This is a genomic window from Glycomyces tenuis DSM 44171, from assembly GCF_000427885.1.
In the GTDB taxonomy this organism is placed as follows: domain Bacteria; phylum Actinomycetota; class Actinomycetes; order Mycobacteriales; family Micromonosporaceae; genus Glycomyces; species Glycomyces tenuis.
Window position 1 is genome coordinate 143,203 of record NZ_KE386602.1, and the last position, 25,471, is coordinate 168,673.

The window sequence follows — 25,471 nt, forward strand, 5'->3', positions numbered from 1 at the left end:
GGAGCGCTCAGCCGAAGTCGGCGGCGTCCATGGCCCGGCCGCGGGCGTGCCCGGCCGCGAAGGCGTCCTCGCCGACGGCGTCGACGATCCGGGAGCGGATGCGGTCGACGTCGAAGCGCTCGCCCGCGGGCAGCGGCACGCCGGAGCGCTCGCGCAGCTCGGCCGCCGCGCCGAGCGCTTCGGCGGCCCTGTGGTGATCCCCGGCGAGCGAGCGGGCTCCGGCGAGCCCTTCGAGGGCGAAGGCCGCGGCCCGGTCGTCCAGGCCGGTCGATCGGACCACCGCCAGGGACCGCCGGTGCAGCGCGAGCGCCTTGTCGGCGTCGCCGCGCATCTCGGCGATGAAGCCGAACTCGCCGAGGAACATCGCGGTGCCGCCCGGGTGGCCGATCGTCTCCATCGCCGGCTCCAGCCATTCGGCGGCGACCTGCTCGGCCTCGTCGAGCCGCCAGGCCCGGCGTTCGAGGAGCAGCAGCCCGGTCGCGGCGAAGAGCTCCCCTTGGCGCGCCGAGTGCTCCGCGCTGAGTTTCAAGGACTGCCGGTGCAGTTCGCGGGCGGTGTCGAAGCGGCCGATGAGCATCTCGACGCGGCCGAGCCGCGAGATCCGGTAGGCCTGCTCGATGCGCAGCCCCAGCGTCTCGGCGATGTCGAGGCCCTCCAGGTTGAGGCGGCGGGCCTCCTCGTAGTCGCCGGTGATCTCGGCGAGGACGGCGAGGGTCTCCAGCGCCTGAAGCTCGCCCCAGCCGTCGCCGAGCCCGCCGAGCACGGTCTGGCTGCGCTCGGCCAGCTCCCGTGCCGTCCCCACCTCGCCGCGCACGATCTCGAACCAGGACTGCATGGCCTCGGCGGCGGCGACGCCCCAGGCGTCGCCCAGTGAGGCGAACGCCTCGCGCGAGGACGAGGTCAGGAACTCGGCCTGGTCGTCCTGGATGCCGAGCGTCGTGGAGGCCGCGAAGAGCTCGGCGTAGGCGCGCGTCCGCGGGTCGGTCAGCTCGGAGGCGAGTTTGACCGCTTCGGCGGGCTCGGGGCCCGCGTCCGATTCGGTCAGCATGGCGAAGCAGGCGTGCCAGAACCGCGCCGCCGCCCGCAGCGGCTCGGGGGCCGGTGCGGCGAGGGCGAGCGCCGCCGCGAGGGACCGGTACGCCTCCGACAGGCTGCCGCGCAGATAGCGGTACCAACTCAGGTTCACGCTCAGGCGCAGGGCCCGCTCGGCGTCCCCCCGGCGCAGCGCGTTGTCCAGGGCGGTGTGGAGGTTGGCCGATTCGGCATCGAGGCGCAGCAGCCACGGGTACTGGCCGGGGCCGCGCAGGGCCGACCAGGACTGTTCGGCCAGTTCGGTGAAGAAGCGGCCATGCCGCTCGGCGGCGTCCTCGTAGGAGCCGTCCTCGCGGAGGCGCTCGCGGCAGTAGACGGACACCGATTCGAGCATGCGGTAGCGGGGGCGGTCCTCGCCGACGGATTCGAGCAGAGAGCGGTCGACCAGTGCGGCCAGGGCCTCGACGACCTCGCTTTCGGGCAGGTCGCCGCAGAGCGCCGCGGCGGTGTCGAGCAGGGCGCCGCCGGAGGCGACGGCGAGGCGGCCGAGGACGGTCCGCTCGGTCTCGCCCAGCAGCGCCCAGCTCCAGTCGATGACCGCCCGGACGGTGCGCTGCCGGGCGGGCAGGCCCCGTCCCTCGGCGTTCAGCAGCCGGTCGGCGAGCTGCTCGGCCAGCGCCTCGACGCCCATCGAGGGCACTCGGGTGGCGGCCAGCTCCAGTGCCAGGGGGAGCCCGTCGAGGCGTTCGCAGACGGCGGCCACGGCGGCGGCGTTGCGATCGGTCAGCTCGAAGCCGGGACGGGCGGCCTCGGCGCGGGCCAGGAAGAGCCGCACCGCGCTGAAGTCGGCGATGCCGACGGAGGCGGCCTCGCCGGAGGGGACCTCGAGCGGCGGCACCGGCGCGACCCGTTCGCCGGGCAGGCGCAGCGGCTCGCGGCTGGTGGCGAGGACGCGGACGCCGGGGGCGGCGAGCAGCCGGGCGCACAGTTCGGCCGCGGCGGCGGTCAGGTGCTCGCAGTTGTCGACGATCAGGAGCGTCCGCTTGCCGCCGAGGGCGGATCGAAGCAGGTCGAACGGCGCGGCGGGGGTGTGCCCGGCGCGCGGGGCGGCGCCGGGCAGGCCCATCGTCTCGGCGACGGCGGCGGCGAGCAGCTCGGCGTCGGGCTCGGATTCGGCTTCGAAACCGGCCAGTTCGACCAGCCAGGTCCCGTCCGGGAAGTCGCCCGCGGCCGCGGCGGCGGCGCCGAGGGCCAGGCGCGTCTTCCCGACTCCGCCGGGGCCGGTGAGGGTGACCAGGCGGGCGTCGCCGAGCAGCGAGCGCAGCCGCTCGATGTCGGCGTCGCGGCCGATGAGCGGGGTGAGCTGGGCGGGGAGGTTGCCACGGGACGGTTCGGGCGGCGGCGCGAGCGCGGGGTCGTGGCGCAGGATCGCGCGGTGGAGCTCGGCGATCTCGCGGCCGGGCTCGATGCCGAGTTCCGCGGCCAGCCGCTCGCGGAGGTCCCGGAATGATTCGAGGGCCTCGCTGTGGCGACCGGCGCGATAGAGGGCTCTCATGTGGACCGCTCTGAGCCGTTCGCGCCGGGGGTGGCGCTCGACGAGGGCGGCGGTCTCGGGGAGCACCTGGCGGCCCAGGTCGAGGCCGACGTCGAGGAGGTCTTCGGCGGTGGCGAGCCGCAGTTCCTCCAGGCGCGCGGCGGGGGCGGTGAGGGCGTCGAACTCCTCCAGGGCCGGGCCGCGCCACAGCGCGAGGGCCGCTTCCAGGAGTTCGGCCCGCTCGGCGGGCTCGGCGCGGGCGGCGCGGGCCGTGAGCGCCTCGAAGCGGGCGGCGTCGACGGCGTCGGCGTCCACGGCCAGGCGGTAGCCGTCGGCGTGCCGCTCGATCAGGGCGCGGCCGCCCCGGTCGGCGGAGGCGAGGACGCGGCGCAGCCCCGAGACCTTGGTCTGGAGGGCCGCACGGGCGTCGGCGGGCGGGCGCTCGCCCCACAGGTCGTCGATGAGCCGCCCGGCGGCGACGGTCCGGCCGGGGTCGACGAGCAGACGTGCCAGCAGCGCCCGGACCTTCCTCTCGGGCACGGGCACTCGCTCGCCGCCGTCGGTCTCGACCTCCAGCGGCCCCAGGATCCCGAAGCGCACCGTTCCACTCTAACGAGGCGCTCCGACCGGACCGAAAGAAATCCGTGAGCGAACCGAAAGCGGCGCGCGGAGCCTTGGTGCGACAAGGAGACCTGTTGGGAGCCGACCATGACCACAACTGACGAACGCGCCTCGGAGACGAGGCGCGCGGGCGGGCGCGAATGGGCGGGCCTCGCCGTGCTGGCGCTGCCCGTGCTGCTGCTCGCCCTCGATCTGAACGTGCTGCATCTCGCCGCGCCCATGCTGGCCGCCGACCTGGGGGCCGACAGCACGCAGCTGCTGTGGGTGCTCGACATCTACGGCTTCATGATCGCCGGGTTCCTGGTGACGATGGGGACGCTCGGCGACCGGATCGGCCGCAGGAAGCTGCTGCTGATCGGCGCAGCGGCCTTCGGCGCGGCCTCGGTGGTGGCGGCGTACGCGCCGACCACCGAGGCCCTGATCGCGGCGCGGGCGCTGCTGGGCGTCGCCGGGGCCACGCTCATGCCGTCCACATTGGGCCTCATCGGGAACCTGTTCACCGACCCGAAGCAGCGGTCGCTGGCGATCGGCGTGTGGATGATGGCCTTCATCGGCGGCTCGGCCGTGGGGCCGATCGTCGGCGGCGTCATGCTGGAGCACTTCTGGTGGGGCTCGGTGTTCCTCCTGGGGGTGCCGGTGATGGCGCTGCTGCTGGTGTCCGGGCCACTGCTGCTGCCCGAGTACCGCAATGAGACGGCCGGGCGGCTCGACCTGGTGAGCGCGGTGCTGGCGCTGGCGACGCTGCTGCCGGTCATCTACGGGATCAAGGAACTCGCCAAGGACGGGCTCACGGCGGTGCCGCTGTCCGCCCTCGCCGTCGGCCTCGCCTTCGGCGCGCTGTTCGCGCGCCGTCAGCGCCGTCTCGACGACCCGCTGGTGGATCTGGGGCTGTTCCGGTACCGGGCGTTCACCGCGGCCCTGACGGCACTGCTGCTGTGCCTTGTGGCGATGAGCGGCATGCTCATGCTGTTCGTGCAGTTCCTCCAGATGGTCGAGGACGTGTCGCCGCTGGAGACCGGGCTGTGGATGCTGCCGGGCGTCGCGGCGAGCATCGCCGTCGCGGTGGCGGCGCCGATGGCGGCGCGGCGGTTCCGGCCGGCCGCGGTGATCGGCGTCGGGCTCGCCGTGGCGGCCGGCGGGCTGCTGCTGTTCACCCAGGTGGACGCGAGCGGCGGCCTGGCGGTCCTGGTGGCGGGCACGGTCCTGATGTTCCTCGGGACCACGCCGCTGACGGTCCTGGGCACCGACCTGGTGGTGGGCTCGGCCCCGAAGGAGCGGGCCTCCTCGGCGGCGTCGCTGTCCGAGACCGCCGCTGAGCTCGGCGCGGCGCTGAGCATCGCCGTGGTCGGCTCGATCGTCACTGCTGTCTACAGCGGACAGATGGCGGACGCGGCGCTGGGCGAGGCGGTCCCCGGCGAGGCGCGCGACAACCTCGCCGCGGCCTTGACGGCGGCCGAGCGGCTCCCCGCGGACCAGGCGGCGGGCCTGCTGGAGGCCGGGCGGGCGGCGTTCACCGAGGCGCTCAACGCCGGTGCGCTGGCGGCCGTGGCGATCCTGGCGGCGGCGCTCGCGATCACCCTGGCGGGGCTGCGGCGCGTGCCGCCGATCGGGCGCTGACCGGCGTTCAGGCGAGGTCGAGCGTCAGTTCGGCCTCGCCCTTCTCGTTCAGGGTGAACTCCGCGGCAGCGCCCTGGTGCTCGATGCGGTAGTCGCCGAGGAAGCCGTTGAAGCGCAAGCGCCCGTCGGCGTCGGTGACGAGGGTGCCGCTGGTCCCCCATTCGGTGTTGACGAGGTGGTGGAGCCGGTCGTAGGACGGCTTCGGCGTGCCGTCGGCGCGGACGAGGCCGCCGGGCGCGCCGAGCCACATGCCCGCGTCGGACATGCCCCAGTAGGTGATCGCCTCGACCGACGGGTGCGAGAGCAGCGTCTTGTAGTGGCGCTCGATCTCGTCGGCCTGGCGCGCCTCCCCTTCGGGGGTGCTGGGCCAGGAGTCGACCTGGTGGTCGTTGAGGTCGACGATCTCGGGCGGCATGAGCTCGCCGGAGACGATGGTGGTCTCGGTGAAGTGGATCGGCAGGCCGTAGCGGGAGAAGCGGTCGAGGACTGCGAGGGTCTTCTCCTCGCCCCAGTAGCCCTGGTGCATGTGGCTCTGGAGCCCGAGCACGTCGATCCGGATCCCGGCCTCCAGGACGCCTTCGATGAGGCATTCGAAGGCCGCGGACATGTCGAAGTCGTTGAGCAGCAGCGTCGCGCCCGGGTTGGTCTCGCGGGCGGCGTCGAAGACCATGCGCACCATGGGGATGCGGCCGATGTCTCGGCACAGGCGGGTGATGCCGTTGTCGTACTTGTCGAAGATCGGCATGATGACGACCTCGTTGATGACGTCCCACATGTCGATGACGCCCGCGAAGTCGCCCACGTCGCGTTTGATGCGGTCGACCTGGGCGGCGGCGATCTCGGCGTTGTCGAGGTCGAGCAGCCAGTCGGCGGTGACGGTGTGCCAGGCGAGCGGGTGGCCCTTGACGGTGTGGCCGCGCTCGGCGAGCCATCGGGCGGCGGCCAGGACCCGCTCGGTGTCGGGCTTGCCGCGCTCGGGTTCGAAGCGGCCCCAGTAGAACGGGAGGGTCGCGAAGTTGTACAGGCCTTCCCACAGCTCGGCGAGGGGGTTCGCTTCGGTCTCGCCGCCGACGAGCTCGATGGCCTCGAAGGCGGTGCAGCCGAAGAGGAACTCGTGCCGCAGCTGCTCGATCCGGACCTCCCGCCCGGCGAGCGGCTCGCCGTTCCGAGTGAGGGTGACGGTGGCGTCGGCGGCCCGGTGCCGCCTGATGTCGCGGTCGACGGAACTTTCGGCCATTATCGGCTCGCTTTCCATGGAATTTTCGGTGCGAATGTATTCCAGCATCTCCGCGCCCACCGGTCAAGAGGTCGGCCGCGACGTCGCCGCGGGAGCGCCCGGTCCGGTTCAGCGGAAGACATGGCGGTGGGCCTCGGCCCAGTCGGCGAAGCCGATCGGCGCGCGGCCGAGGATCCGGGCCACTGTCCCGGTCACGACCGCGTAGCGGCCCTCGGCCAGCCGGGCCATGCCCGCCAGGGACTCCGCGATGCCGTCCGGGTCCATGCCGCTTCGGACCATCACGGCCCGCATCTGCTCGGCGGACGCCGCCTCCGTCGCGATGCCCGTGCCGAGCACGTCTTGGAGTATTTCGGCCTGCCGGGGGAAGGTCAGCAGTTCGGGCCCGGTCAGGGTGTATTCACGTCCGACGTGGCGATCGTCGGTCAGCGCCTCGACCGCGACCGCCGCGATGTCCCGTGGGTCGATGACGCCGACCGCACCGTCTCCGGTCGGGTTCGGCAGCGGGACGGCGGCCTTGACCATCGGCGCGTAGGCGAGCATGTTCGACGCGAAGGTGCACGGCCGCAGGATCGTCCATTCCAGGCCGCTGTCTCGGGTGGGCCGTTCGGCGCGGGCGTGCCATGTGCCCGGGTCGGCCCCGCTGATCGCCCCCAGCTTCACGATGCGTCGCACACCCGCCGCCTTGGCGGCCTCGACCAAGGCGACATCGTGGTCGATGACCGGCTTGGGAGGGGCGGTCACGAGGTAGACCGCGGAGACGCCTTCGAGGGCGGCGGCGAGTGAGGCCGGATCGGTGAAATCGGCTCGCACGGCTTCGGCGCCGGGGATCTCGACGGCGCGGCGGCTCATGACGCGGACGCGCTCACCGCCTTGGACGAGCAGCTCGGCGACTTCGCTTCCTGTGGTGCCCGAGGCACCGGAGACAAGGATCATGCCGACAATCATCTTCGGGCGGAGGTGGCCGCGGCTATGAGATTCCGGCAGTCTTGGACCATGCTGGAGGAGCGTTCGATCGCGGTACCCGAACGGCTGCGCCCGTGGATAGCGGGAATGTCCGTGTCGCATGCGGAGAGCGAGACGATCGTGCGCGAGCCGCCCGAACACGCCACGACGGTGATGCTGCGAACGGCTCCGGGCGAGCCGAGCCGGCTGATGGCCGCGGGCCCTCGGACGCGGCCCTTGTACTACGCGGGCGGTCCCGGCCCGTCCTGCCTGCGGGTCCGTCTGCGGCCCGGCCGCGCCGCATCGCTGCTGGGCCGCTCGGTGCGCGGCCTGGTCGATCAGGCGGTGCCGTTGGAGGGCTGGGGCGTTGACCTCGCGGACGACCCCGTCGCGTTCGCCGCGGCGCTCGTCGACCGTGCGTCCGACGATCTTCATCCTCACGCCGAGCTCATCGGTGAGGCCGCCGAGCTGGTTCCCAGCATCGGCGTACGGAGGAGCTCGGAGCGCCTGCATCTGAGCGAGCGCCGCCTGCGCGAGCTCTTCACCGAGCTGGTCGGCATCCCGCCCAAGCGGTTCGCCCGCATCGACCGCGTCCGCGCGGTCCTCGAACACGGCGCGCCGGGGCGCTGGTCAGAATTGGCCCTCGCGGTCGGCTACGCCGACCATTCGCACCTGACCGCGGAGTTCCGGGCGCTCATGGGCATGCCGCCCACGACGTTCTTCACCGGCACGGTGCTCCCGAACGGCCGCTGCGGCAAGTCATTCGAAACCTCCACCGCATACTCCTGACGACCGACCTGCCCTGCTGGGCATACGACTCGGCCGGACGGGAGCCGCTGCTCCGGTCCGGCCTGCCTGCTGCCGATGTGCGGGGGTCGTCGGGTTCGGTCAGTCGGCCTCGCCGGGCGGGACCACCCATTCGGTCGGCTGCCCGGTCACCTCGGCGATCCGGTCGAAGTCCTTGTCGTAGTGGAGCACCGTCACCCGATGCCGCTCGGCGATGGAGGCGATGAGCAGGTCGGGAAACCTGACGGTGCGATGTTCAGATGTCTCTACTAGAGTAGTTTGGACATCTATCACTCGATCGAAGATGTCGTCTGAAATTGGCGCCCACTCGAACCCTCGCAGCCATTTCCGAATGTTGTCGCAATGACGCGGATTCTTGGCACCGACGATGATCTCCATCTCCACGATCCCGCAGATCGCGACGAGCCCTCGGTCGATCAGGGGCACGAGTACCTCGGCGACAGCGGATTTCTGCAGGCGCCCGAGCGCACTGGTGTCGGCGAGGTACTTCGCAACCGCTACCACGCAATCTCCCGGATCTCGTCGGGGTCGAGTTCCAGTCCGCCCTCGACCACCCACTCCACGAACTGTCTCCTTCGCTCACGATCGACCGCCTCTTTGAGCGCCGCGTTGACCGTCGCGACTTTGGTCGTAGTCCCGAAGATCTCGCTGGCCTGGGCCACGAGTTCGTCGTCGAGGTTGATCACTGTTCTTGTCATCAGTTTCACCCCCTGACCATAAGTGAGCGCTTCTGCCAAGGATAGCTTTTGTCACGGCGCGTCGGAACCTTTGAGAAATTATTCTCGACATATCAAAGACAATCAATGAGATACCAGATGGGTAAGCGGCCCCGGAGCAAAGCTCCGGGGCCGCTAGCAGCTGAAACGTGTGCGGTCAGCGGACGCCGTAGAGGTGTTCGAGGGCGAGTTGGTCGAGCGCTTCGAAGGCCATGCCCTTGGCGGCGAGGCCGTCGATGTCGACCTGGACGTCCTTGAGGTCGGCCCAGGTCTCCCCTGCGGCCAGGGTGGGCACGCCGAGCTGGTCGACGCGGGCGTCCTTGAGAGCCTGCTGGACCTCGGGGTCGGCCCGGAACGCCCGCACCTTCTCGCGCAGGATCAGGTAGTTGCGCATGCACGCCGCGGCCGAGACCCACACCCCTTCGTCGTCCTCGGTGCGCGGGGGNTTGAAGTCGAAGTGGATCGGNCCNGNNTACTGGCCCTTGGCGATNCCNTCNTCGACCGCGTCCACGGCCCAGAACGCCCCGCCCACGTTCCCGGCCCCGAAGCGCAGGTCCTGGTCATAGCGCGGACCGGTCTGCCCGTTCAAATCGATGTGGTAGAGCTTGCCGTGCCACAGCGCCTGGCGGATCCCCGCGGCGTAGTCGAGACCGGCCATCTCCTCATGCCCGATCTCGGGGTTGATCCCCACCAGCTCGGGCCGCTCGAGCTCGTTGATGAACGCGAGCGCATGCCCGATCGTGGGCAGCAGGATGTTCCCCCGCGGCTCGTTCGGCTTCGGCTCGATCGCGAAGACCATGTCGTAGTCGTGCTCCACGATGTATTCGCCGAGGACGTCGAAGGCCTCCTTCATGCGGGCCAGGGCGCTCTGGACGTGCTTGGCCCCGCCCGACTCGGCGCCTTCCCGGCCGCCCCAGGCGACGTACACCTTGGCGCCGAGCTCGGCGGCGAGGTCGATGTTGCGCATGACCTTGCTGATCGCGAAGCGGCGCACGTCCCGGTCGTTGGAGGTGAAGCCGCCGTCCTTGAAGATCGGATGCTTGAACAGGTCTGTCGTGGCCGTGGTGACCTTCAGACCCGTCTCATCGAGGGCTTTGCGGAACGCGGCGATCTTCGCGTCCTTCTCGGCGTCGTCGAAGTCGAACACGTCGTTGTCGTGGAAGTTCACGCCATAGGCGCCGATCTCGGCGAGCTTGCGCACCGCCCGATCGGCGGCCATCGGCGCCCTGGTGGCCGACCCGAACACGTCCTGCGCCGCCCAGCCGACCGTCCAGATCCCGAACGAGAACTTGTCCTCAGGCCTCGGAACATACTTGTCGCTCATAGTCTCCCAACCTCTGCTCAGTTGTCAGTGATGTCGACGCCGGTGGTCATGACGCGCTCGCCTTCGATCACCCGCGTCTCGCCGGTGATCCGGAAGCGCTCGGCCAGCGGCAGGTCCAGGCTCGAATGCCCCACGGCCACCGTGAACACCCCCGGTTCGACGATCCGCCTGCCGCCCCGACCGGTGAACGAGGTCCGGTCGGCGTGCAGCCGGAACGTCACCCGCCTGGTCGCTCCGGCCTCCAGCCCCACGCGCGCGTAGCCGACCAGCTCGCGCACCGGACGGGTCACCTCGGCGACCTCGTCGGACAGGTAGAGCTGGACGACGTCCTCGCCGGCCCGCTCGCCGGTGTTGGTCACGCAGACCGACACCAGCAGCTCCCCGTCGCCGTCGATGGACTGGGCACTCAAGCGCAGGTCGCTGTACTCGAAGCCGGTGTACGACCGCCCGTGCCCGAAGGGGTACAGCGGCGTCGGGTCGATGTTGGACACGCCCTCGCTGTACTGCCCCAGCGGCGGCGCGAGGTAGGTGCCCGGCCCGCCGCCGGCGATGCGCGGGACGCCGACCGGCAGGTGCCCGCTCGGGTTGATCCGGCCCGAGAGCACCCCGGCGATCGCCTGGCCGCCCTCCTCACCGGGCAGGAACGCCTGCACGACGGCCGCGCAGCGCTCGGCGAAGTCGCCGAGGGCGTACGGGCGCCCGGAGACGACGACGAGCACCGTGGGCGTGCCGGTGGCGAGCACCGCCTCGACCAGTTCGGCCTGGACGCCCGGCAGCCGCAGATCGGCCGCGTCGCAGCCCTCGCCGGAGGTGCCGCGCCCGAACAGGCTGGCCAGGTCCCCCACGGCCAGCACGCACACCTCGGCCGCGGCGGCCGCCGCCACGGCGGCCTCGATGCCGCCCCTGTCGATCTCGCGGATCGGCGCGCCCTGCTCGTAGGCGACGGACGCGGCCGGGAACTCCGCGCGCACGGCCTCCAGGAGCGAACGGATCTCGATGCCGTTGCCGTTGTCGCCGTAGCGGGAGAGCACGTGGTTGGGGAAGGAGTAGCAGCCCAGGAACGTGCGCGCCTCGTCGGCGGTGGGGCCGATGAGCGCGATGTCGGCCGCGTCCAGCGGCAGGGCGCCGTCGTTGTCGAGCAGCACGACGGACTTCTCGGCGATCTCGGCGGCCACGGCGCGGTTCCCGGCGCCGTCGAGGTCCACATCGGGGTTCGGCGGCGCCAGGGCCGGTTCGGCGTCGAGGAGGCCGAGCTCGGCCTTCTGGCGCAGGACGCGGCGCACCGCGGTGTCCACGACCGCCTCGTCCAGTTCGCCGGAGACGACCTTGTCGATCACCCGCGTGTAGGCGTCCGCCGCGGGCAGTTCGACGTCGATGCCGGCGGTCATCGCGAGCGCGCCGGAGGTGGCGCGGTCGGGGCTGACGCGGTGCATCATGTCGAGAAACGCCACCGACCAGTAGTCGGAGACGACGGTGCCGGTGAAGCCCCACTGCTCGCGCAGGACGCCGGTGAGCAGCTCCCGGTCGGCCGCGGCCGGCAGCCCGTCGACGTCCGAATAGGAGTTCATGACCGAGCGGGCGCCGCCGAGGCGCACCGCCATCTCGAACGGCGGCAGGATCACGTCGGCGAATTCCCTGGGCCCCATGGGGACCGGGGCGTGGTTGCGGGCGCCGCGGGAGGCGGAGTAGCCGGCGAAGTGCTTGAGCGTCGCGATGACACCGCTTTCCTCAAGGCCCCGGACGTAGGCGCTGCCGACGGTGCCGACCAGGTACGGGTCCTCCCCCATCGTCTCCTCGACGCGGCCCCACCGGTGGTCGCGCACGACGTCCATGACCGGCGAGAGTCCCTGGTGGACGCCGACGGCCCGCATGTCGGACCCGATGCGCCCGGCCATGCGCCCGATCAGCTCGGGGTCGAAGGTCGCCGCCCAGGCCAGGGACGTCGGATAGACGGTGGCGCCGAAGGTGGTGAAGCCGGTCAGGCACTCCTCGTGGGCGATCGCTGGGACGCCGAGCCGGGTGCGCTCGACGATGCCGCGCTGCATCCGCTCCAGGGCCGCCGCTCCGGCCGCGGGGTCGACCGGCTGGGTGCCGAAGGCCCGCGTGATGTGGCCCAGGCCGTGGACCGAGGCCTCTTCGAGGGTCTTCGCGCCGCCTTTCATGGCGTCTTCCATCGGCGCGACCTCGCCGTCGCCGCCCTCCTCGCTCGCCGGAGGCCAGAAGGCCCCCAGCTGCGCGAGCTTCTCTTCGAGCGTCATGGCCTCGAGCAGTGCCTCGACGCGGTCGGCGGGCGGCAGCGCGGGGTCGCGCCAGTCCTTGGTCTGTGCCATTGTGCGGCTCTCTTTCGTTACTTGCCGAATCCGGCGGTGAGACCGGAGACGAGCTGCCGCCGGGCGACGATGTACGCCGCGAGCATGGGCAGCACCGACAGGACGACGGCCGCGAGCACGGCGGGCACGTCGACGCCGAACTGCCCTTGGAAGCTCCACAGCGACAGCGGGATGACACGCGTCTCGGCGCTCTGGGTGAGCACCAGCGGGAACAGGAAGCCGTTCCAGACCTGGAGCGCCTGGTAGACCCCGACCGTGGCCAGCGCGGGCCGCGAGAGCGGCACGACCAGGCGCAGCAGGATCTTCCACTCGGTGGCCCCGTCCATGCGCATCGACTCGAACAGCGACTCGGGGATCTCGCGCAGGAAGTTCGTCAGGATGAGCAGCGTCAGCGGAATGGCGAACGCGATCGACGGCAGGATGAGCGCGGCGAGCGTGTCGTAGAGCCCGATCTGCACGATCAGGTAGTAGACGGGGATGATCGCGGCCTGGATGGGGATCGCGATGCCCAGCAGCGCCACACGGAAGACGTTGGCGCCGAAGCGGCTGCGGCTGCGCACCACGACATAGGAGGCCATGAGCGACACGGCGAGCGTGACGGCCACGGCCGCGGCGGTGACGATGACGCTGTTGAAGAAGAACAGCAGGAAGTCGTTCTCCAGGACGCGGCCGTAGGCGTCGAGCGTGGCGTTCGAGGGCCACGACAGCGGGTTCTCCGCGAAGTAGTCGGCCTGCGGGCGCAGGCTGGTGACGAAGATGTAGTAGATCGGCACGATGATGACGGCCAGCCAGATCCAGGCGCCGATCGCGCCGAGGACGTTCGGCCGGGTGTCGGTGGTGTTGCTGGTCATCGCTATCCCTCCGACCGGCTGTCCATGCGGGACGCGCCGGTGATCCTGTTGAGCCCGAGCGACACGGCGAGCCCGACGACGACGAGGACGAGCGCGAGGACGCTGGCCTTGCCCATCTCGTAGGAGCGGAAGCCGGTGAGGTACATGTCGAGCGGCAGCACCCGGGTGGCGTCGCCGGGGCCGCCGCCGGTGAGCACGAAGATGAGGTCGAAGTAGGTGAGCGAGCCGACCGTCATCAGCGTCGTCGAGGTGACGATGGTGTACTTCAGCATCGGCAGCGTGATGTGGAAGAACTGCGCCACCGGCCCGGCCCCGTCCATGCGGGAGGCCTCGTAGAGCTCCTTGGGGATCTGGCGGGTCCCGGCCTGGTAGATCAGGGTGTGGAACGGGATGAAGCACCATCCGATCACGAACACCACCACGTACAGCGCCAGTTCCGGGTCGCCGAGCCAGTTCTGGGAGAGCCATTCGGCGTCCAGGGCGGTGCCGGCCCCGAAGTTGGGGTCGAGCAGGGCGGTGAAGGTGATGGCCACGGCCGCGGAGCTGAACAGCAGCGGCAGGAAGAACAGGGTGGCCAGCAGAGCGCGGTAGCGCTGCCGCCCGGCGAGGAAGACGCCGAGGAGCAGGCTGACCGGCGCCTGGAAGACCACGCACAGGACGGTGAGCTTCACCGTCAGCCACAGGGCGTTGCGCGAGACCGGGTCGCTCGCGGCGGCCTTCCAGTTGTCCAGGCCCGCCCAGCTCATCTCCCCGAGGCCGTCCCAGTGGACGAAGGAGAGGGCGACGACGCCGAACAGCGGGACGACCGCGAAGAAGCCGAACAGGATGAGCGCGGGGGCGGCCATCCACTTGCTCGGCCCGGGCGGGCGCACGCCGCGTCGGCGCCCGCCCGCCCGGAGGGTCGGGGTCTCCGTGCTCACAGCGTGGCGTCCATCGCCGCGCAGAACTCCTCGGCGCTCTGCTCGCCGAGGAAGAGCGTGCTCAGGTTGTTGAGCAGCTCTTGGGCCTGGTCGGCGGGCAGGGCCTGGTCCCAGGAGAGCTGGAAGCCGGCCGCGTCGCGCACCATCTCGTAGTTGAGCGTGAGGAAGTCGGCGCCGGACTCGGCGGCGGCGATCTTGTCCTCGAGGCCGACCACGGGCGGGACGGCGCCGATGGCGATCAGCGAGTCGACGTGCTCCTCGTCGTAGATCGCCTCGGACAGGTAGTCGGTGGCGGTCTGGCGGGCCGCTTCGGGGTCGTTCGCCGAGACCGACCAGAAGTTGGCGGGGTTGCCGACGATGTTCGTCGGGTCGCCCTTGCCGCCTTCGACGATCGGGAAGGTCGAGAAGCCGAGGCCGCCGCCGGAGACGAGGTCGGGCGCGTTGGTGACGATGTCGGGGTAGATCCAGCTGCCCTGGAGGATCATGCCGGCCTTGCCGGTGTACATCAGGGCCTGGTCGGCCCCGGCGTCGGCGACGACGGAGCCGAAGCTGTCGCCGAAGGCGCCGGCGTCGACCAGTTCGGTGATCATCTCGGCGGCGCGGAGCATGTCCGGGTGGGACCAGGCGCCCGCTTCGCCGGCGGTGACGCGGTTGAAGCACTCGGCGCCGCCGACGCGGTCGGCCAGGTAGGAGATCCACATCAGCTCGGGCCAGACGCTCTGGCCGGCCAGGGCGATCGGGATGACGTCCGAGCCTTTGAGGGCCTCGACGGCGGCCAGGAGCTCTTCCCAGGTGGTCGGCTGCTGGGTGCCGGCCGATTCGAGGACGTCGTTGTTGTAGTACATGACGACCGGCTGGGACTGGTTGTTCGGGACGGCGTAGACCTTGTCGCCGATCATGCCGGTGGCGGCGACCGACGGCAGGACGCGGTCGATCAGCGCGGCGGTGTCGGCGGTGAGGTCCACGACGTACTCGTTCTCGACGTATTCGGCCAGGGTGGCGCCGGCCCAGCCGAAGACGAGGGTGGGGGCGTTGCCGGAGCCGATCGCGGTGCGGATCTTCTCCTTGTAGGCGTCGTTGGCGAAGTACTCCGAGGTGATCTCGTTGTCGGGGTTGGCCTCGTTCCACGCTTCGAACGAGGCCCGCATGGCCTCTTCGGCGCCGCCGGTCAGTCCCCAGGCGGTGGCGCCGTCGGGGCCGCCGCCGGGTTCGTTGCCGCACGCGCTCGCGGCGGCGACGAGGGGTGCCGTGGCGCCGAACGCCAGAAGGGTGCGGCGGCGTGTTCCAAGCTTCATCGCTCGAGTCCTCTCTGCGTTCCGGCCTGCGCGGCCGGACACTCAACTCTTTAGAAACAGTTTCTAGATTGTTTCCTGAGGTTTCGAAAGTACGCCCAGTTCACCGGTGCGTCAAGTCACAAGATCATAAACAGTTGTATCAGAGCTGGGACTTTTCAGCGAAGATCGGCCTCAGCGGGGGAAACTGTTTCGCAATTTGGCTAGAATGGAGCCCCCAGGAGAGGACGAGGTGCACCGATGACCAGACCGGCCAACCCACGCGCGACGCTCGCCGCCGTCGCCGAGCGCGCGGGGGTCTCGAAGGCCACCGCCTCCAAAGTGCTCAACGGCCGCCCCGGCGTCTCCGAGGAGACCAGGCAGCAGGTCCAGCAGGCGATCGACGAGCTCGGCTACGCCCCCACCACCGGCCCCCGGGAACCGGTGGCGCGCGGGGCGATCCACGTCGTGTTCGACACGATCATCAACATGTACTCGCTGTACGTCCTCGACGGTGTCATCAGCGGCGGGGCCGACTTCGGCGTCGACGTGGTCACCAGCGCCCTGTCCTCGGGCGGCGTGGTGCCCGACAAGTCGCTGGGCGTGGACCGGATCAAGGAGATCGCCGCCCGCGGCCACACCGGCCTGGTCGTGGTCACCACCCAGCTGACGGGCGAGGAGATCGCCTTCTGCGAGCAGATCGGACTCGCCCTGGTGGTCATCGACCCGGTCAACCCGCTCGACGACCGCGTCACCAGCGTCGGCGCCACCAACTGGGCCGGCGGCGTGCAGGCCACGCGGCACCTGCTCGACCTGGGCCACCGGCGGATCGCCTTCGTCGGCGGCTCCGAGGGATCGGTGCCCGGCCGCGAGCGCCTGCACGGCTACCGCGAGGCGCTGGAGGCGGCGGGGCTGAGCCCCGAGCCGGCGCTGACGAGGCGCGGCGACTTCGTCGCCGAGACCGGCGCTCGCGGCGCCGAGGAGCTGCTGGCCATGGACGAGCCGCCCACGGCGGTCTTCGCGGCCAGCGACTCGATCGCCATGGGCGTCATCAGAGTCGCCAAGCACCGGGGCCTGCGGATCCCCGAGGACCTCAGCGTGGTCGGCTTCGACGACACCTACGGTGCGATGTGGACCGAGCCGGCGCTGACCACGGTGCGCCAGCCGCTGCGCCAGATGGGACGCGTCGCCGCCCGGACCGTCCTCGAGCTGGCCGGCGGGAAGCGGCCGGACTCGCACCACGTGCAGTTGGCGACGAGCCTGGTCGTGCGGGAGTCGACCACCGCGCCGCCGGGCCGGGCGGCCGGGCGCTGACCGGACGGAGACGCCCCCGTCCTGCGCGTGGACGGGGGCGCGCCCGTCGGCGTCGTGCCCCGGCCGGACGTCGGGACCGCGGCCGTTGGTGCGGCCGCCGCGATCCCGAGACCCGGGCGCACGCCGCCGGGCGGGGCCGGTCGCCCGGCCCCCCGGACTCCCGGTGACAGTAGGAGAAGTCGGTGGTATTGCGGACGTGGCGATCGCGGTCGGGACGGTATTCGGGACGGGTCCGCTTCGGATGAAGCGGAGGCCGCGATCGCTCGTCACAGCCTAACGAAGACCCATAAACAAAGTCAACTAGTTAGATATATACATTCATAACTATAGCCTGCAAGAACCCGCAGTGTTGCCCTCCATGGGAGCGGTGTGTATACTGAATTAACGAATTGAATCGATTCATTTCACTGTCTCGATGACAGAGCCCCGAGTCTGGACCTCGGGGCAGTGCGCCGTGTCGACCCGGCATGCCACGGCCGCATCAGCCCCCGCCGCAGCGGCGGGGGCCACCCTCTCGATTCCGAAACTCGGAGTGATCATGCGTATATCCCGAAAACGGCGGCTCCAGAGCCTGTCGGTCCTGGCGGCCGCCGGTCTCGTGGCCGTCGCCGTACCGGCGGTGTCGAACGTCGCCGCCCAAGCGGCCACCGGCTGCGAAGTCACCTACACGGTCCTCAACGAATGGCCCGGCGGGTACACCGCCGGCGTCAAGGCGACGAACCTCGGCGACCCGGTCTCCTCGTGGACCGTCGGCTGGGAGTTCGACGCCGGCCAGCAGGTGACCAACCACTGGAACGCCGATATCAGCCAGTCCGGCTCGGCGGTGACCGCCGAAGGCATGGGCCACAACGCCGCCCTGGACACCGACGCCACCGTCGAATTCGGCTTCAACGGCACCTGGACGTCGTCGAACCCGGTCCCGGACTCGTTCACCCTCAACGGCGTCGACTGCGACGGCTCGAGTGACGACGACCCGACCGGCGACGCCGACCAGGGCGGCGAGGCCCTCTACGAAGCCGAGGACGCCCCCGCCGTGTGCGAGGGGACCATCGACTCCAATCACGCCGGGTTCTCCGGCGGCGGTTTCTGCAACGCCGAGAACGCCGCCGGCGCAGGCCTGGAGTTCACGGTGGACGCCGAGGCCGCGGGACCCGCGACGCTGGACATCCGGTACGCCAACGGCTCCGGCGGCCGCCCCGCCGACGTGGTGGTCAACGGCGCGACGGCGCAGTCGGCCCCGTTCGGCGGCACCGGCGCGTGGACGGCCTGGTCGACCGAATCGGTGGACGTGGACCTGAACGCGGGCTCCAACACGGTCCGCCTCGAGGCCACCGGCCCCGACGGCCTGCCCAACATCGACTACCTCGAAGTCACCACCGGCGGCGACGATGACGACGATCCCGGTCCCGGCCAGGGCGGCGACGGCGTCTACGAGGTCGAGGCCCTCACCCGCGGCGTCACCGTGGTCCCCACCGACGGGGGCAACCTCGTCAGCTGGCGGCTGCTGGGCACCGACGCCGAGGACGTGGCCTTCAACGTCTACAGGGACGGTGCTCTGCTCAACTCCTCGCCCATCACCGGCGCCACGAACTACCTCGACGGCTCGGGCGACGGCGACTACACCGTCGCGGCCGTCAGCGACGGCACCGAGGGCGAGCAGTCCGGAGCCGAGGCCGAGTTCAACTCGAGCGGTTACTTCGACATCCAGATCGACCGGCCCGGAGGCGACTACCAGGCCAACGACGCCAGCGTCGGCGACCTGGACGGCGACGGCGACTACGAGTACATCGTCAAGTGGTACCCCGACAACGCCAAGGACAACTCGCAGTCCGGGGTCACCGACAACACCATCATCGACGCCTACACCCTCGAAGGCGAACGGCTGTGGCGCATCGACCTGGGGCGCAACATCCGCTCCGGCGCGCACTACACCCAGTTCCAGGTCTACGACTACGACGGCGACGGCGACGCCGAGATCGCGATGAAGACCGCCGACGCCACCGTCGACGGCCAGGGCGGCGTCATCGGCGACGCGAACGCCGACCACCGCAACTCGGGCGGCTACGTCCTCGAAGGCCCGGAGTACCTGACGATCTTCGACGGGGCCACCGGCGCCGAGATCGACACCGTGGACTACCAGCCGCCGCGGGGCAACGTCGGCAACTGGGGCGACGACTACGGCAACCGCGTCGACCGCTTCCTCGCCGGGACGGCCTACCTCGACGGCGAGACGCCGTCGATGATCTTCGCGCGCGGCTACTACACGCGCTCGGTGATCTGGGCCGTGGACTTCGACGGCCAGAACCTGTCCACCCGTTGGATCTTCGACTCCGACGACGAAGGCGGCCAGTACGAGGGCCAGGGCGCGCACTCGCTGTCCATCGCCGACCTCGACGGCGACGGCAGGCAGGACGTCGTCTACGGCGCCATGGCGATCGGGGCCGACGGCGACGCGCTGTACAACACCGGCTTCGGCCACGGCGACGCGCTGCATGTGTCGGACTTCGTGCCGGACCGGGCGGGCCAGGAGGTGTTCATGGTGCACGAGAGCGGCAGCGATCCGTCCTCCAGCCTGAACGCCGGGAACGGGCAGATCCTGTTCCAGACCAGCCCTGACGGCGACAACGGCCGCGGCGTCGGCGCGAACGTCACCGACGACAACCCCGGTGGGGAGTTCTGGTCGTCGAACACCGACGGGCTGATGAACGCCTCGGGCGACTCGTTCGGCTCCGAGCCGAGCTCGGCGAACTTCGTGTCCTGGTGGGACGGCGACGGCGAGCGCGAACTGCTCGACGGCACGCACATCGACGACTACGACGACGGGCGGCTGCTGACCGGCTCGGGCGTCATGTCCGTCAACGGCACGAAGTCGAACCCCTCGCTGTCGGCCGACCTGTTCGGCGACTGGCGCGAGGAGGTCGTCTGGCCCACCTCCGACTCCTCGGCGCTGCGGATCTACGCCACGCCGTACGAGACGGACCTGCGCATCGCGACCCTGATGCACGACATCCAGTACCGGGTGGCGATCGCCTGGCAGAACACGGCCTACAACCAGCCGCCGCACCCGAGCTTCCACATCGGTAGCGAGGTGAGCGACTACCCGTGGCCTGACGTCCACACCCCGTAGAGGCACCGGTGGTCCGAAGCGGCCTCCCGCCGCGCGTTTCACAGCGCGGCGGGAGGCCGCTTCGCCGAATGCGGCGGGGCCGGCCCCGCCGGCCGGACGCCGGCGGCGCGCTAGACGGGCAGCCCGGCGAGCACGGCGGCCACCTCCGCGGCCCGGAACACGAATCCCGCGTGGGAGGAGTCCAGCGTGTGGACGTCGTACGGATTGCCCGGCGTGAGCGCGTCCGCCTCGGCGATAAGCCTGTCCTGCATGGCGATCGGAAGCGAACGGTCTTCGGTGAGGCGGATGTAGCTGCGAGGGATCGTGCCCCAGGTGTCCGCCTCCACTCGAGCGTCGCCGGTCATCACCGCCAGCGATTCGTCGGGCTGCAGGATGTTGAGGAAGGCTCGGAACTGCTCGTCAGTGACATCGGCCATGGTCGCCGCCTTCAGCTTGGCGAGCAGCTCGGGGTCGGCGGTGCGGTAATTGGCGCGGCCGACGCCCAGCGCGGCCGGGTCGCCCACGTTCAGCGCGGCCAGCGGGCCCATCAGGTTGGCGGCGAACTCGGGCTCGCCGAAGTACTCGATGGGGTTGGCCTTCTCTACGCAGGACCAGGCGGAGAGGTACACGAGCCGGTCGATCAGTTCCGGCACCAGGTTGCCGGCCACGCTGATGGCGGTCCCGCCGAGGCTGGCGCCCACGAGCACGACCGGCCCGTGCGCGGCGAGGCGGCGGACGGCCTCGACGACCACGTCGGCGTTGTCCCGCAAGGTGGTCCCGGCGAGGGTCGAGGGCTCCTGGGCCCATGCGTCGAGGTCCTGCGGGGCCTGATAGGCGACGGGGTACTGGGCGTCCAGGCCGTGCCCGGGGAGGTCCACGGCGAAGCTGCGGTGGCCCAGAAGCGCGAGTTCGCGCTGGATCGAGGCCCACATGAACGAACTCGAACCGGAACCGTGCACCAGCACGAAGGTCGGTGACCGGTCCGGACGGGGCGAGGTGTTCGGCGACATGGGCGATCATCCTGTCAATAGAGTAGGGCGCGACCGGCGAACCGGTCGGCGAGGTCCCGTGGAGCACAAGCGCCACGGCCGCGACTGTAGCGGCGGCAACCGCTCGCCGCAAACGGGTTCCGGCGTCGACGGGCGCTCGCGTGAGGCGAGGCGGGCCCGTTCGGGTCCGCCTCGCCTCATGTTCGCCGGTCTAGGCGGGGGCGGCTCCGGTGATGGTGAGCTCGTAGGGGAACGGGTCCCCGACGCCGACCTCCCACATCGGATAGTTGCGGTGCTGCGACGGTGTGGCCGCCACGACGAGCATCATGTGCGTCTCGCCACTCTGGAGGCTGAAGTCCGCCGTCTCGCCAGGTGCGTACATCTCGCTGTAGCGCACCGAGAAGTCGGCCGAGACCGCCACGAGCTGGAAGCGCCAGTCCGCGCCGGACAGGTCCGACCGGCCCTGCAACTGGACGCCGACCTGGCCGCCGCTCGGGTTGAGCTGGATCATGTTGTGCCCGTACTGGTGCGGGGCGTCCGCGTCGGCGATCCGGTACCGGCCGCCGCCCAGGCTCTGGAGCTCGTCGGTGTGCAGCGGCCGGTACGAGCCGCTCCACAGGTCCGAGCGGATGGCCTCGCCGTCGGAGAAGTCGTAGACGGCCTGCCTGGCCGCGTAGTCCCCGATGAGGTTCGCGAACGCCTCGTGGTCGAGCCCGAGCACCCGTTTGATCGTGTCGACGGGGTGCTCGCCCTGCTCGGCCTCGTACCAGAACCGGTTGATGACCTCTTGCCCGTAGGTGTCGCGGATGGTGTTGAACAGCATCCAGTCGCCGTAGTAGGTCTCCTGCGCCAGCCAGCGGAAGTGCTGTCGGTCGACGTAGTAGCCCGAGCCGACGACGACCTCGGGGCGCATCATGCGGGCCATGAAGTTGGCGTGCGCCTCCCACACGGGCCCGGCCACGGGGTTGCCGTGGCCCCAGCCGCCGCCGTTGCCGGTGGCGGCGTTGATGTCGCTGGCGTAGGACTGGAGGATGTGGTTGAACTCGTGGGACTCGACCCAGTCGTCCCAGATCTTGTCGTAGGGCAGGCACATGTGGCCGACGCCGATGTCGTCCGGCCCGGCCCAGTTGGCGCGCGGCAGGAAGTCACCGGACCAGGAGCCGCACAGGTACAGGTTGATCCGGTAGTCCGAGCCGGGGTCGTGCTGGGCGGGGTCGACCCAGCCGACCTCGTCGACGTAGAAGTCCCAGATCTCCTCCATGTGGTTCGCGACCCACTGCGGGTAGTTGTCGTAGCCTTGCTGGCGGCCCCATTCGACCACGTCGACGGCGTCGCCCCAGCGGACCGTGAAGTTCTCGGACTCGACGAAGTTGCCGGTCTCGGCTCCGGCGTCGATGAGGAACTGCGGGACGCGCGTCTGCTTCTGCTGCTGCGGTTCGCCGGTGGGGTCGTCGGTGGTGGGATCGTCGTCCGGCTCGTCGGTGGGCGGGGTGGTGTCGCCGCCGCATTCCCGGCCGTTGACGGTGAAGCCGGTGGGGCCTCCGGCGGGTCCCGAGACGGTCATGCCGAACAGCTCGCGGGTCTGCCCGGAGGCTATCCGGGCGTTCCATCCGGCGTCCGAGCCGGTGAAGGCGGGGCCGGACTGGCTCCAGTCGACGTTCCAGGCGTTCTGGACCTGGGCGCCCTCGGGCATGTCGAACCGGATGGTCCAGCCGTCGATGCCCTCGCCTCCGGCGGTGATGGAGACCGCGGCGTTGTGGCCGGTGCCCCATTCGTCGGTGACGTGGTATTCGATCGTGTCGCAGGCGGCGGCGAGCGCCGGGTTCGCCGCCACCACGGCCGCCGTTCCGGCGACCAGGGCGCCGCAGACCGCGGCGACCGCTCCGACGCGTCCGCGCCGGGTGCTTGTTCGCGTGACTTGCACGGAGAACCTCCTTTCATTCCGGGCACCTCCGAAAGGTGTCCGAAAACGATTTCGGATATTCATGGGTGCAAATATTATGGTCTATGCCGGTGCGCGGGCGGAAGGCCCTGGACTTTCCGAAACCTCCGGCGCTACCGCACGGCCTCCGCGGCGGCCCGGTTGCGGCGGCGGCGCGCGTACCACAGCGGCGCGAGGACCGCGGCGAGCACGACGGCGACGAGCGGCACGAAGGGCAGCAGCACGCCGACGACGACCGAGACGACGCGCAGGAAGTCGACCAGCCCCGACCAGCCGGCGCCCAGGCCCTCCAGGAAGTTGCCCGGCCCGGTGTAGCCCTCTTCCTCCTGCCGCTCCTCCTCGGGGGTGGTGACGGTGTAGGTGATCGTGGACATCGCGATGCTCTCCTGGAGCGCGGCGAGCTGCGATTCGAGCGAGGCGAGCTCGGCCTCGCGGTCGGACAGCTCGGTCTCGAGCTCGAGGATCTCCTCGACCGAGGAGGCCCCTTCGAGAAGCCCTCGGACGCGCTCGAGGCTGGCGCTCTTGGTGGCGATGGTGTCCTCGAGGTCGGTCGCCTGGCCGGTGACGTCCTCGGTGTCGACGGTGCGGCCGGTCTCCTCCTCGGCGAGGCCGGCGAGCTCGTCCATGGCCGCGGCGAAGTGCTCGGAGGGGATCCGCAGGGTCAGGGTGACGGTCGACCACTCGCCCGAGCCGTTGCGCTCGTCGGCGGTGACGATGCCGCCGAAGTCCTCGGTGGCGGCCCACGCCCGCTCGGCCACGGCGATCGGGTCCTCGTCGAGGGCGTCGAGCGTGGCGGTGTAGATGAGCTCGCGCTGCTCGGCGACGTCGAACTGGGCTTCGGCGCCGTCGCCCTCTTCGGCGGGGGCCTCGGCGGGGGCCTGGGCGTCGGACTGGGCGGCGCCACCGTCGTCGCCGCCTCCCGAGGAGGAGCAGCCGGCCAGCGCGATCAGGGCGACGAGGAGTGCGGCGGGGATACTGAGGAGCTTCATGGTGTGCCTCGCAAGGGTCGCGGACGTCGAGATTGGCCGACGTCCTCTACTTCCGAGCTTGGACGCCGACCGTCGCAGATGGGTTGCGATCCGCCATCGATGGGACGCCGCGGTATAACGAACCGGCGGCCGGCGCGCCCCGCCGAGAAATCCCACTGGTACCGCCAGCATCTTCGACCACGCAGGTGGACAGGAGTGGCGCCGGTGGTCGAAATTTATGCAATCGGTTGCACCAGATCTATTGACCTTCGGAAAGCCCTTTCCTTAGACTCATTGACATACATCGATAGAGCCCCTTTTAGGAGGACCATCCTCATGCGACGATCAGTCACACTACGACTCGGGACGGCATTGGCCGCGGCGGCCGTGTTCGCGGCCGGGGTCGTCCTGTCGACGACCCAGGCGTCGGCGGCGACCGGCGACGCCACCGGGTACGCCACCCAGAACGGCGGGACCACCGGCGGCGAGGGCGGGCAGACGGTGCAGGCCAGCACCGGCACCGAGATCCACGAGGCCCTGTGCGGCCGGGCCGGCACCGACACCCCGATCATCATCGAGGTCTCCGGCACCATCAACCACGGCAACACCAGCGACGTCGACGGCGACAGCTGCGACACCGCCGACGACGTGATCGAGCTCAAGGGCATCAGCAACGTCACCATCGTCGGCGTCGGATCCGGGGCGGTCTTCGACCAGATCGGCATCCACATCCGCGACTCCTCGAACATCATCCTCCAGAACTTCACCGTCCGGAACGTCAAGAAGTCGGGCTCGCCGACCTCCAACGGCGGCGACGCGATCGGCATGGAGGACGGAGTCCGCAACGTCTGGGCCGACCACCTCACCCTGGAGGCCTCCGGCGGCGAGGACGAGGGCTACGACGGCCTGTTCGACATGAAGAACAACACCCAGTACGTGACCCTCTCGTACAGCATCCTGCGCAACTCCGAGCGCGGCGGCCTCGTCGGCTCCGGCGACAGCGACACCGACAACGACTTCGTCACCTTCCACCACAACCTGTACCAGAACCTCAACTCCCGCATGCCCCTGCTGCGCTCCGCCACCGCCCACACCTACAACAACCACTTCGTGGGCATCGTCGAGTCGGGCATCAACTCCCGGGTGGGCGCCGAGGTCAAGATCGACAACAACTACTTCCAGGACTCCAAGGACCCGATCGGGACCTTCTACACCGACCTGCGCGGCTACTGGGAGGTCAACGGGAACATCTTCGACAACGTGACCTGGTCCGAGGAAGGCGAGGACAACTACCCCGCCGGGCCGAACCCGACCTCGACCACCACCGTCGACATCCCCTACTCCTACGATCTCGACGACGCCGGCTGCGTGCCGGACGTCGTGGCGCAGACGGCGGGTGCGGGCACCGGCATGCAGGTCTCGGACGGCAACTGCACCGCCGAGCCGCCCACCGACGACCCCGACGACCCGACGACCGACCCCGACGACCCGACGACGGACGAGCCCGACGACCCGACGGACGACCCGAGCGACCCCGTCGGCTCCAACCTCAGCATCGACGCCGGCTCCGACGGCTCCAGCAAGGCCAGCGGGACGAGCTACGGCAACGTGCGGGACGGCGACCTGAGCACCTACTGGTCGCCCAACGGCTCGACCGGCCGCATCTCGGTCAAGTGGGGCTCCGCCACCACGGTGTCGGCGATCAACATCATCGAGGCCTCGGGCGCCGAGGGCAACATCGGCTCCTGGGAGGTCGTCAACCACGACAACGGCGACGTCCTGGCCTCCGGTGACGGAGCGGGCGTCATCACCTTCTCCTCGACCACGCTGGACAAGATCGACTTCGTGATCCTCAGCGCGGACGGCACACCGCGAGTCGCCGAATTCGAGACCTACGCCTGAGGGCGAACCGCCCCGAGCGGACCGGCGCCTCCGGCCCGCACTGAGAAG

The 25,471-nt window shown here is 70.5% G+C and carries 18 protein-coding genes; 5 read left to right on the plus strand and 13 right to left on the minus strand.

Annotation, left to right across the window (positions count from 1 at the left end):
• Positions 1 to 7 precede the first annotated feature (7 nt).
• Complete coding sequence (locus tag YWW_RS33400; RefSeq protein ID WP_035700186.1) at positions 8 to 3,166, minus strand: AfsR/SARP family transcriptional regulator; 3,159 nt, start codon at positions 3,164 to 3,166, stop codon at positions 8 to 10.
• 108 nt (positions 3,167 to 3,274) lie between these two features.
• Between YWW_RS33400 and YWW_RS33405 the strand changes: the two genes are divergently transcribed.
• Positions 3,275 to 4,804 carry an MFS transporter gene (locus tag YWW_RS33405; RefSeq protein ID WP_051326373.1) on the plus strand — a complete coding sequence of 510 codons (1,530 nt, stop codon included), beginning with the start codon at positions 3,275 to 3,277 and terminating at the stop codon, positions 4,802 to 4,804.
• A gap of 7 nt (positions 4,805 to 4,811) precedes the next feature.
• On the opposite strand, the gene YWW_RS0126770 is transcribed toward YWW_RS33405, so the two are convergent.
• A complete protein-coding gene (locus YWW_RS0126770) occupies positions 4,812 to 6,041 on the minus strand; it encodes an endo-1,4-beta-xylanase (protein WP_035705153.1) in 1,230 nt (409 codons plus the stop codon).
• A gap of 108 nt (positions 6,042 to 6,149) precedes the next feature.
• A complete protein-coding gene (locus YWW_RS0126775; RefSeq protein ID WP_026932476.1) occupies positions 6,150 to 6,974 on the minus strand; it encodes an NAD(P)H-binding protein in 825 nt (274 codons plus the stop codon).
• Positions 6,975 to 7,091: 117 nt separating this feature from the next.
• Here YWW_RS0126775 and YWW_RS33410 point away from each other — a divergent pair, with 117 nt between their 5' ends.
• Positions 7,092 to 7,772 (plus strand): helix-turn-helix domain-containing protein, encoded by a 681-nt coding sequence (locus YWW_RS33410; RefSeq protein ID WP_051326374.1) that lies wholly within the window; start codon positions 7,092 to 7,094, stop codon positions 7,770 to 7,772.
• A gap of 99 nt (positions 7,773 to 7,871) precedes the next feature.
• On the opposite strand, the gene YWW_RS0126790 is transcribed toward YWW_RS33410, so the two are convergent.
• From YWW_RS0126790 to YWW_RS0126820, 7 genes are all read right to left on the minus strand, one after another.
• Positions 7,872 to 8,294: a PIN domain nuclease gene (locus tag YWW_RS0126790; protein ID WP_026932478.1), complete on the minus strand. Its 423-nt coding sequence runs from the start codon at positions 8,292 to 8,294 to the stop codon at positions 7,872 to 7,874.
• Positions 8,288 to 8,488, minus strand: a complete 201-nt coding sequence (locus YWW_RS0126795; protein WP_026932479.1) for a type II toxin-antitoxin system VapB family antitoxin — start codon at positions 8,486 to 8,488, stop codon at positions 8,288 to 8,290. The genes YWW_RS0126790 and YWW_RS0126795 overlap by 7 nt, the downstream gene beginning before the upstream one ends.
• Before the next feature lie 175 nt (positions 8,489 to 8,663).
• Positions 8,664 to 9,830 (minus strand): xylose isomerase, encoded by a 1,167-nt coding sequence (xylA, locus tag YWW_RS0126800; RefSeq protein ID WP_026932480.1) that lies wholly within the window; start codon positions 9,828 to 9,830, stop codon positions 8,664 to 8,666.
• Between the two features lie 17 nt (positions 9,831 to 9,847).
• Positions 9,848 to 12,160 (minus strand): beta-xylosidase/alpha-l-arabinosidase, encoded by a 2,313-nt coding sequence (locus tag YWW_RS0126805; protein ID WP_035705156.1) that lies wholly within the window; start codon positions 12,158 to 12,160, stop codon positions 9,848 to 9,850.
• Between the two features lie 17 nt (positions 12,161 to 12,177).
• Positions 12,178 to 13,011, minus strand: coding sequence for a carbohydrate ABC transporter permease (locus YWW_RS0126810; RefSeq protein WP_026932482.1), 834 nt, complete (start codon positions 13,009 to 13,011; stop codon positions 12,178 to 12,180).
• A gap of 2 nt (positions 13,012 to 13,013) precedes the next feature.
• Entirely contained in the window at positions 13,014 to 13,856 is an 843-nt protein-coding gene (locus YWW_RS0126815) for an ABC transporter permease subunit (protein ID WP_081687827.1), read from the minus strand.
• A 71-nt stretch (positions 13,857 to 13,927) separates the two neighbouring features.
• Positions 13,928 to 15,226: an ABC transporter substrate-binding protein gene (locus tag YWW_RS0126820; RefSeq protein WP_026932484.1), complete on the minus strand. Its 1,299-nt coding sequence runs from the start codon at positions 15,224 to 15,226 to the stop codon at positions 13,928 to 13,930.
• Between the two features lie 237 nt (positions 15,227 to 15,463).
• On the opposite strand from YWW_RS0126820, the gene YWW_RS0126825 reads away from it, so the two are divergent.
• Both YWW_RS0126825 and YWW_RS36605 read left to right on the plus strand, forming a co-directional pair.
• Positions 15,464 to 16,516: a LacI family DNA-binding transcriptional regulator gene (locus YWW_RS0126825; protein WP_026932485.1), complete on the plus strand. Its 1,053-nt coding sequence runs from the start codon at positions 15,464 to 15,466 to the stop codon at positions 16,514 to 16,516.
• A gap of 538 nt (positions 16,517 to 17,054) precedes the next feature.
• Entirely contained in the window at positions 17,055 to 19,643 is a 2,589-nt protein-coding gene (locus YWW_RS36605; RefSeq protein ID WP_211228716.1) for a rhamnogalacturonan lyase family protein, read from the plus strand.
• Between the two features lie 110 nt (positions 19,644 to 19,753).
• Here the strand turns inward: YWW_RS36605 and YWW_RS0126835 are convergent, their stop codons facing one another.
• The 3 genes from YWW_RS0126835 to YWW_RS33420 form a co-directional block, all read right to left on the minus strand.
• Positions 19,754 to 20,632 carry an alpha/beta fold hydrolase gene (locus tag YWW_RS0126835; RefSeq protein WP_026932486.1) on the minus strand — a complete coding sequence of 293 codons (879 nt, stop codon included), beginning with the start codon at positions 20,630 to 20,632 and terminating at the stop codon, positions 19,754 to 19,756.
• Between the two features lie 190 nt (positions 20,633 to 20,822).
• Positions 20,823 to 22,535, minus strand: a complete 1,713-nt coding sequence (locus YWW_RS0126840; RefSeq protein ID WP_026932487.1) for a DUF6055 domain-containing protein — start codon at positions 22,533 to 22,535, stop codon at positions 20,823 to 20,825.
• A gap of 131 nt (positions 22,536 to 22,666) precedes the next feature.
• Positions 22,667 to 23,542, minus strand: a complete 876-nt coding sequence (locus YWW_RS33420) for a DUF4349 domain-containing protein (protein WP_051326376.1) — start codon at positions 23,540 to 23,542, stop codon at positions 22,667 to 22,669.
• A gap of 315 nt (positions 23,543 to 23,857) precedes the next feature.
• Here YWW_RS33420 and YWW_RS0126850 point away from each other — a divergent pair, with 315 nt between their 5' ends.
• Positions 23,858 to 25,423 carry a pectate lyase family protein gene (locus YWW_RS0126850; protein WP_026932488.1) on the plus strand — a complete coding sequence of 522 codons (1,566 nt, stop codon included), beginning with the start codon at positions 23,858 to 23,860 and terminating at the stop codon, positions 25,421 to 25,423.
• The last annotated feature ends 48 nt before the right edge of the window (positions 25,424 to 25,471 follow it).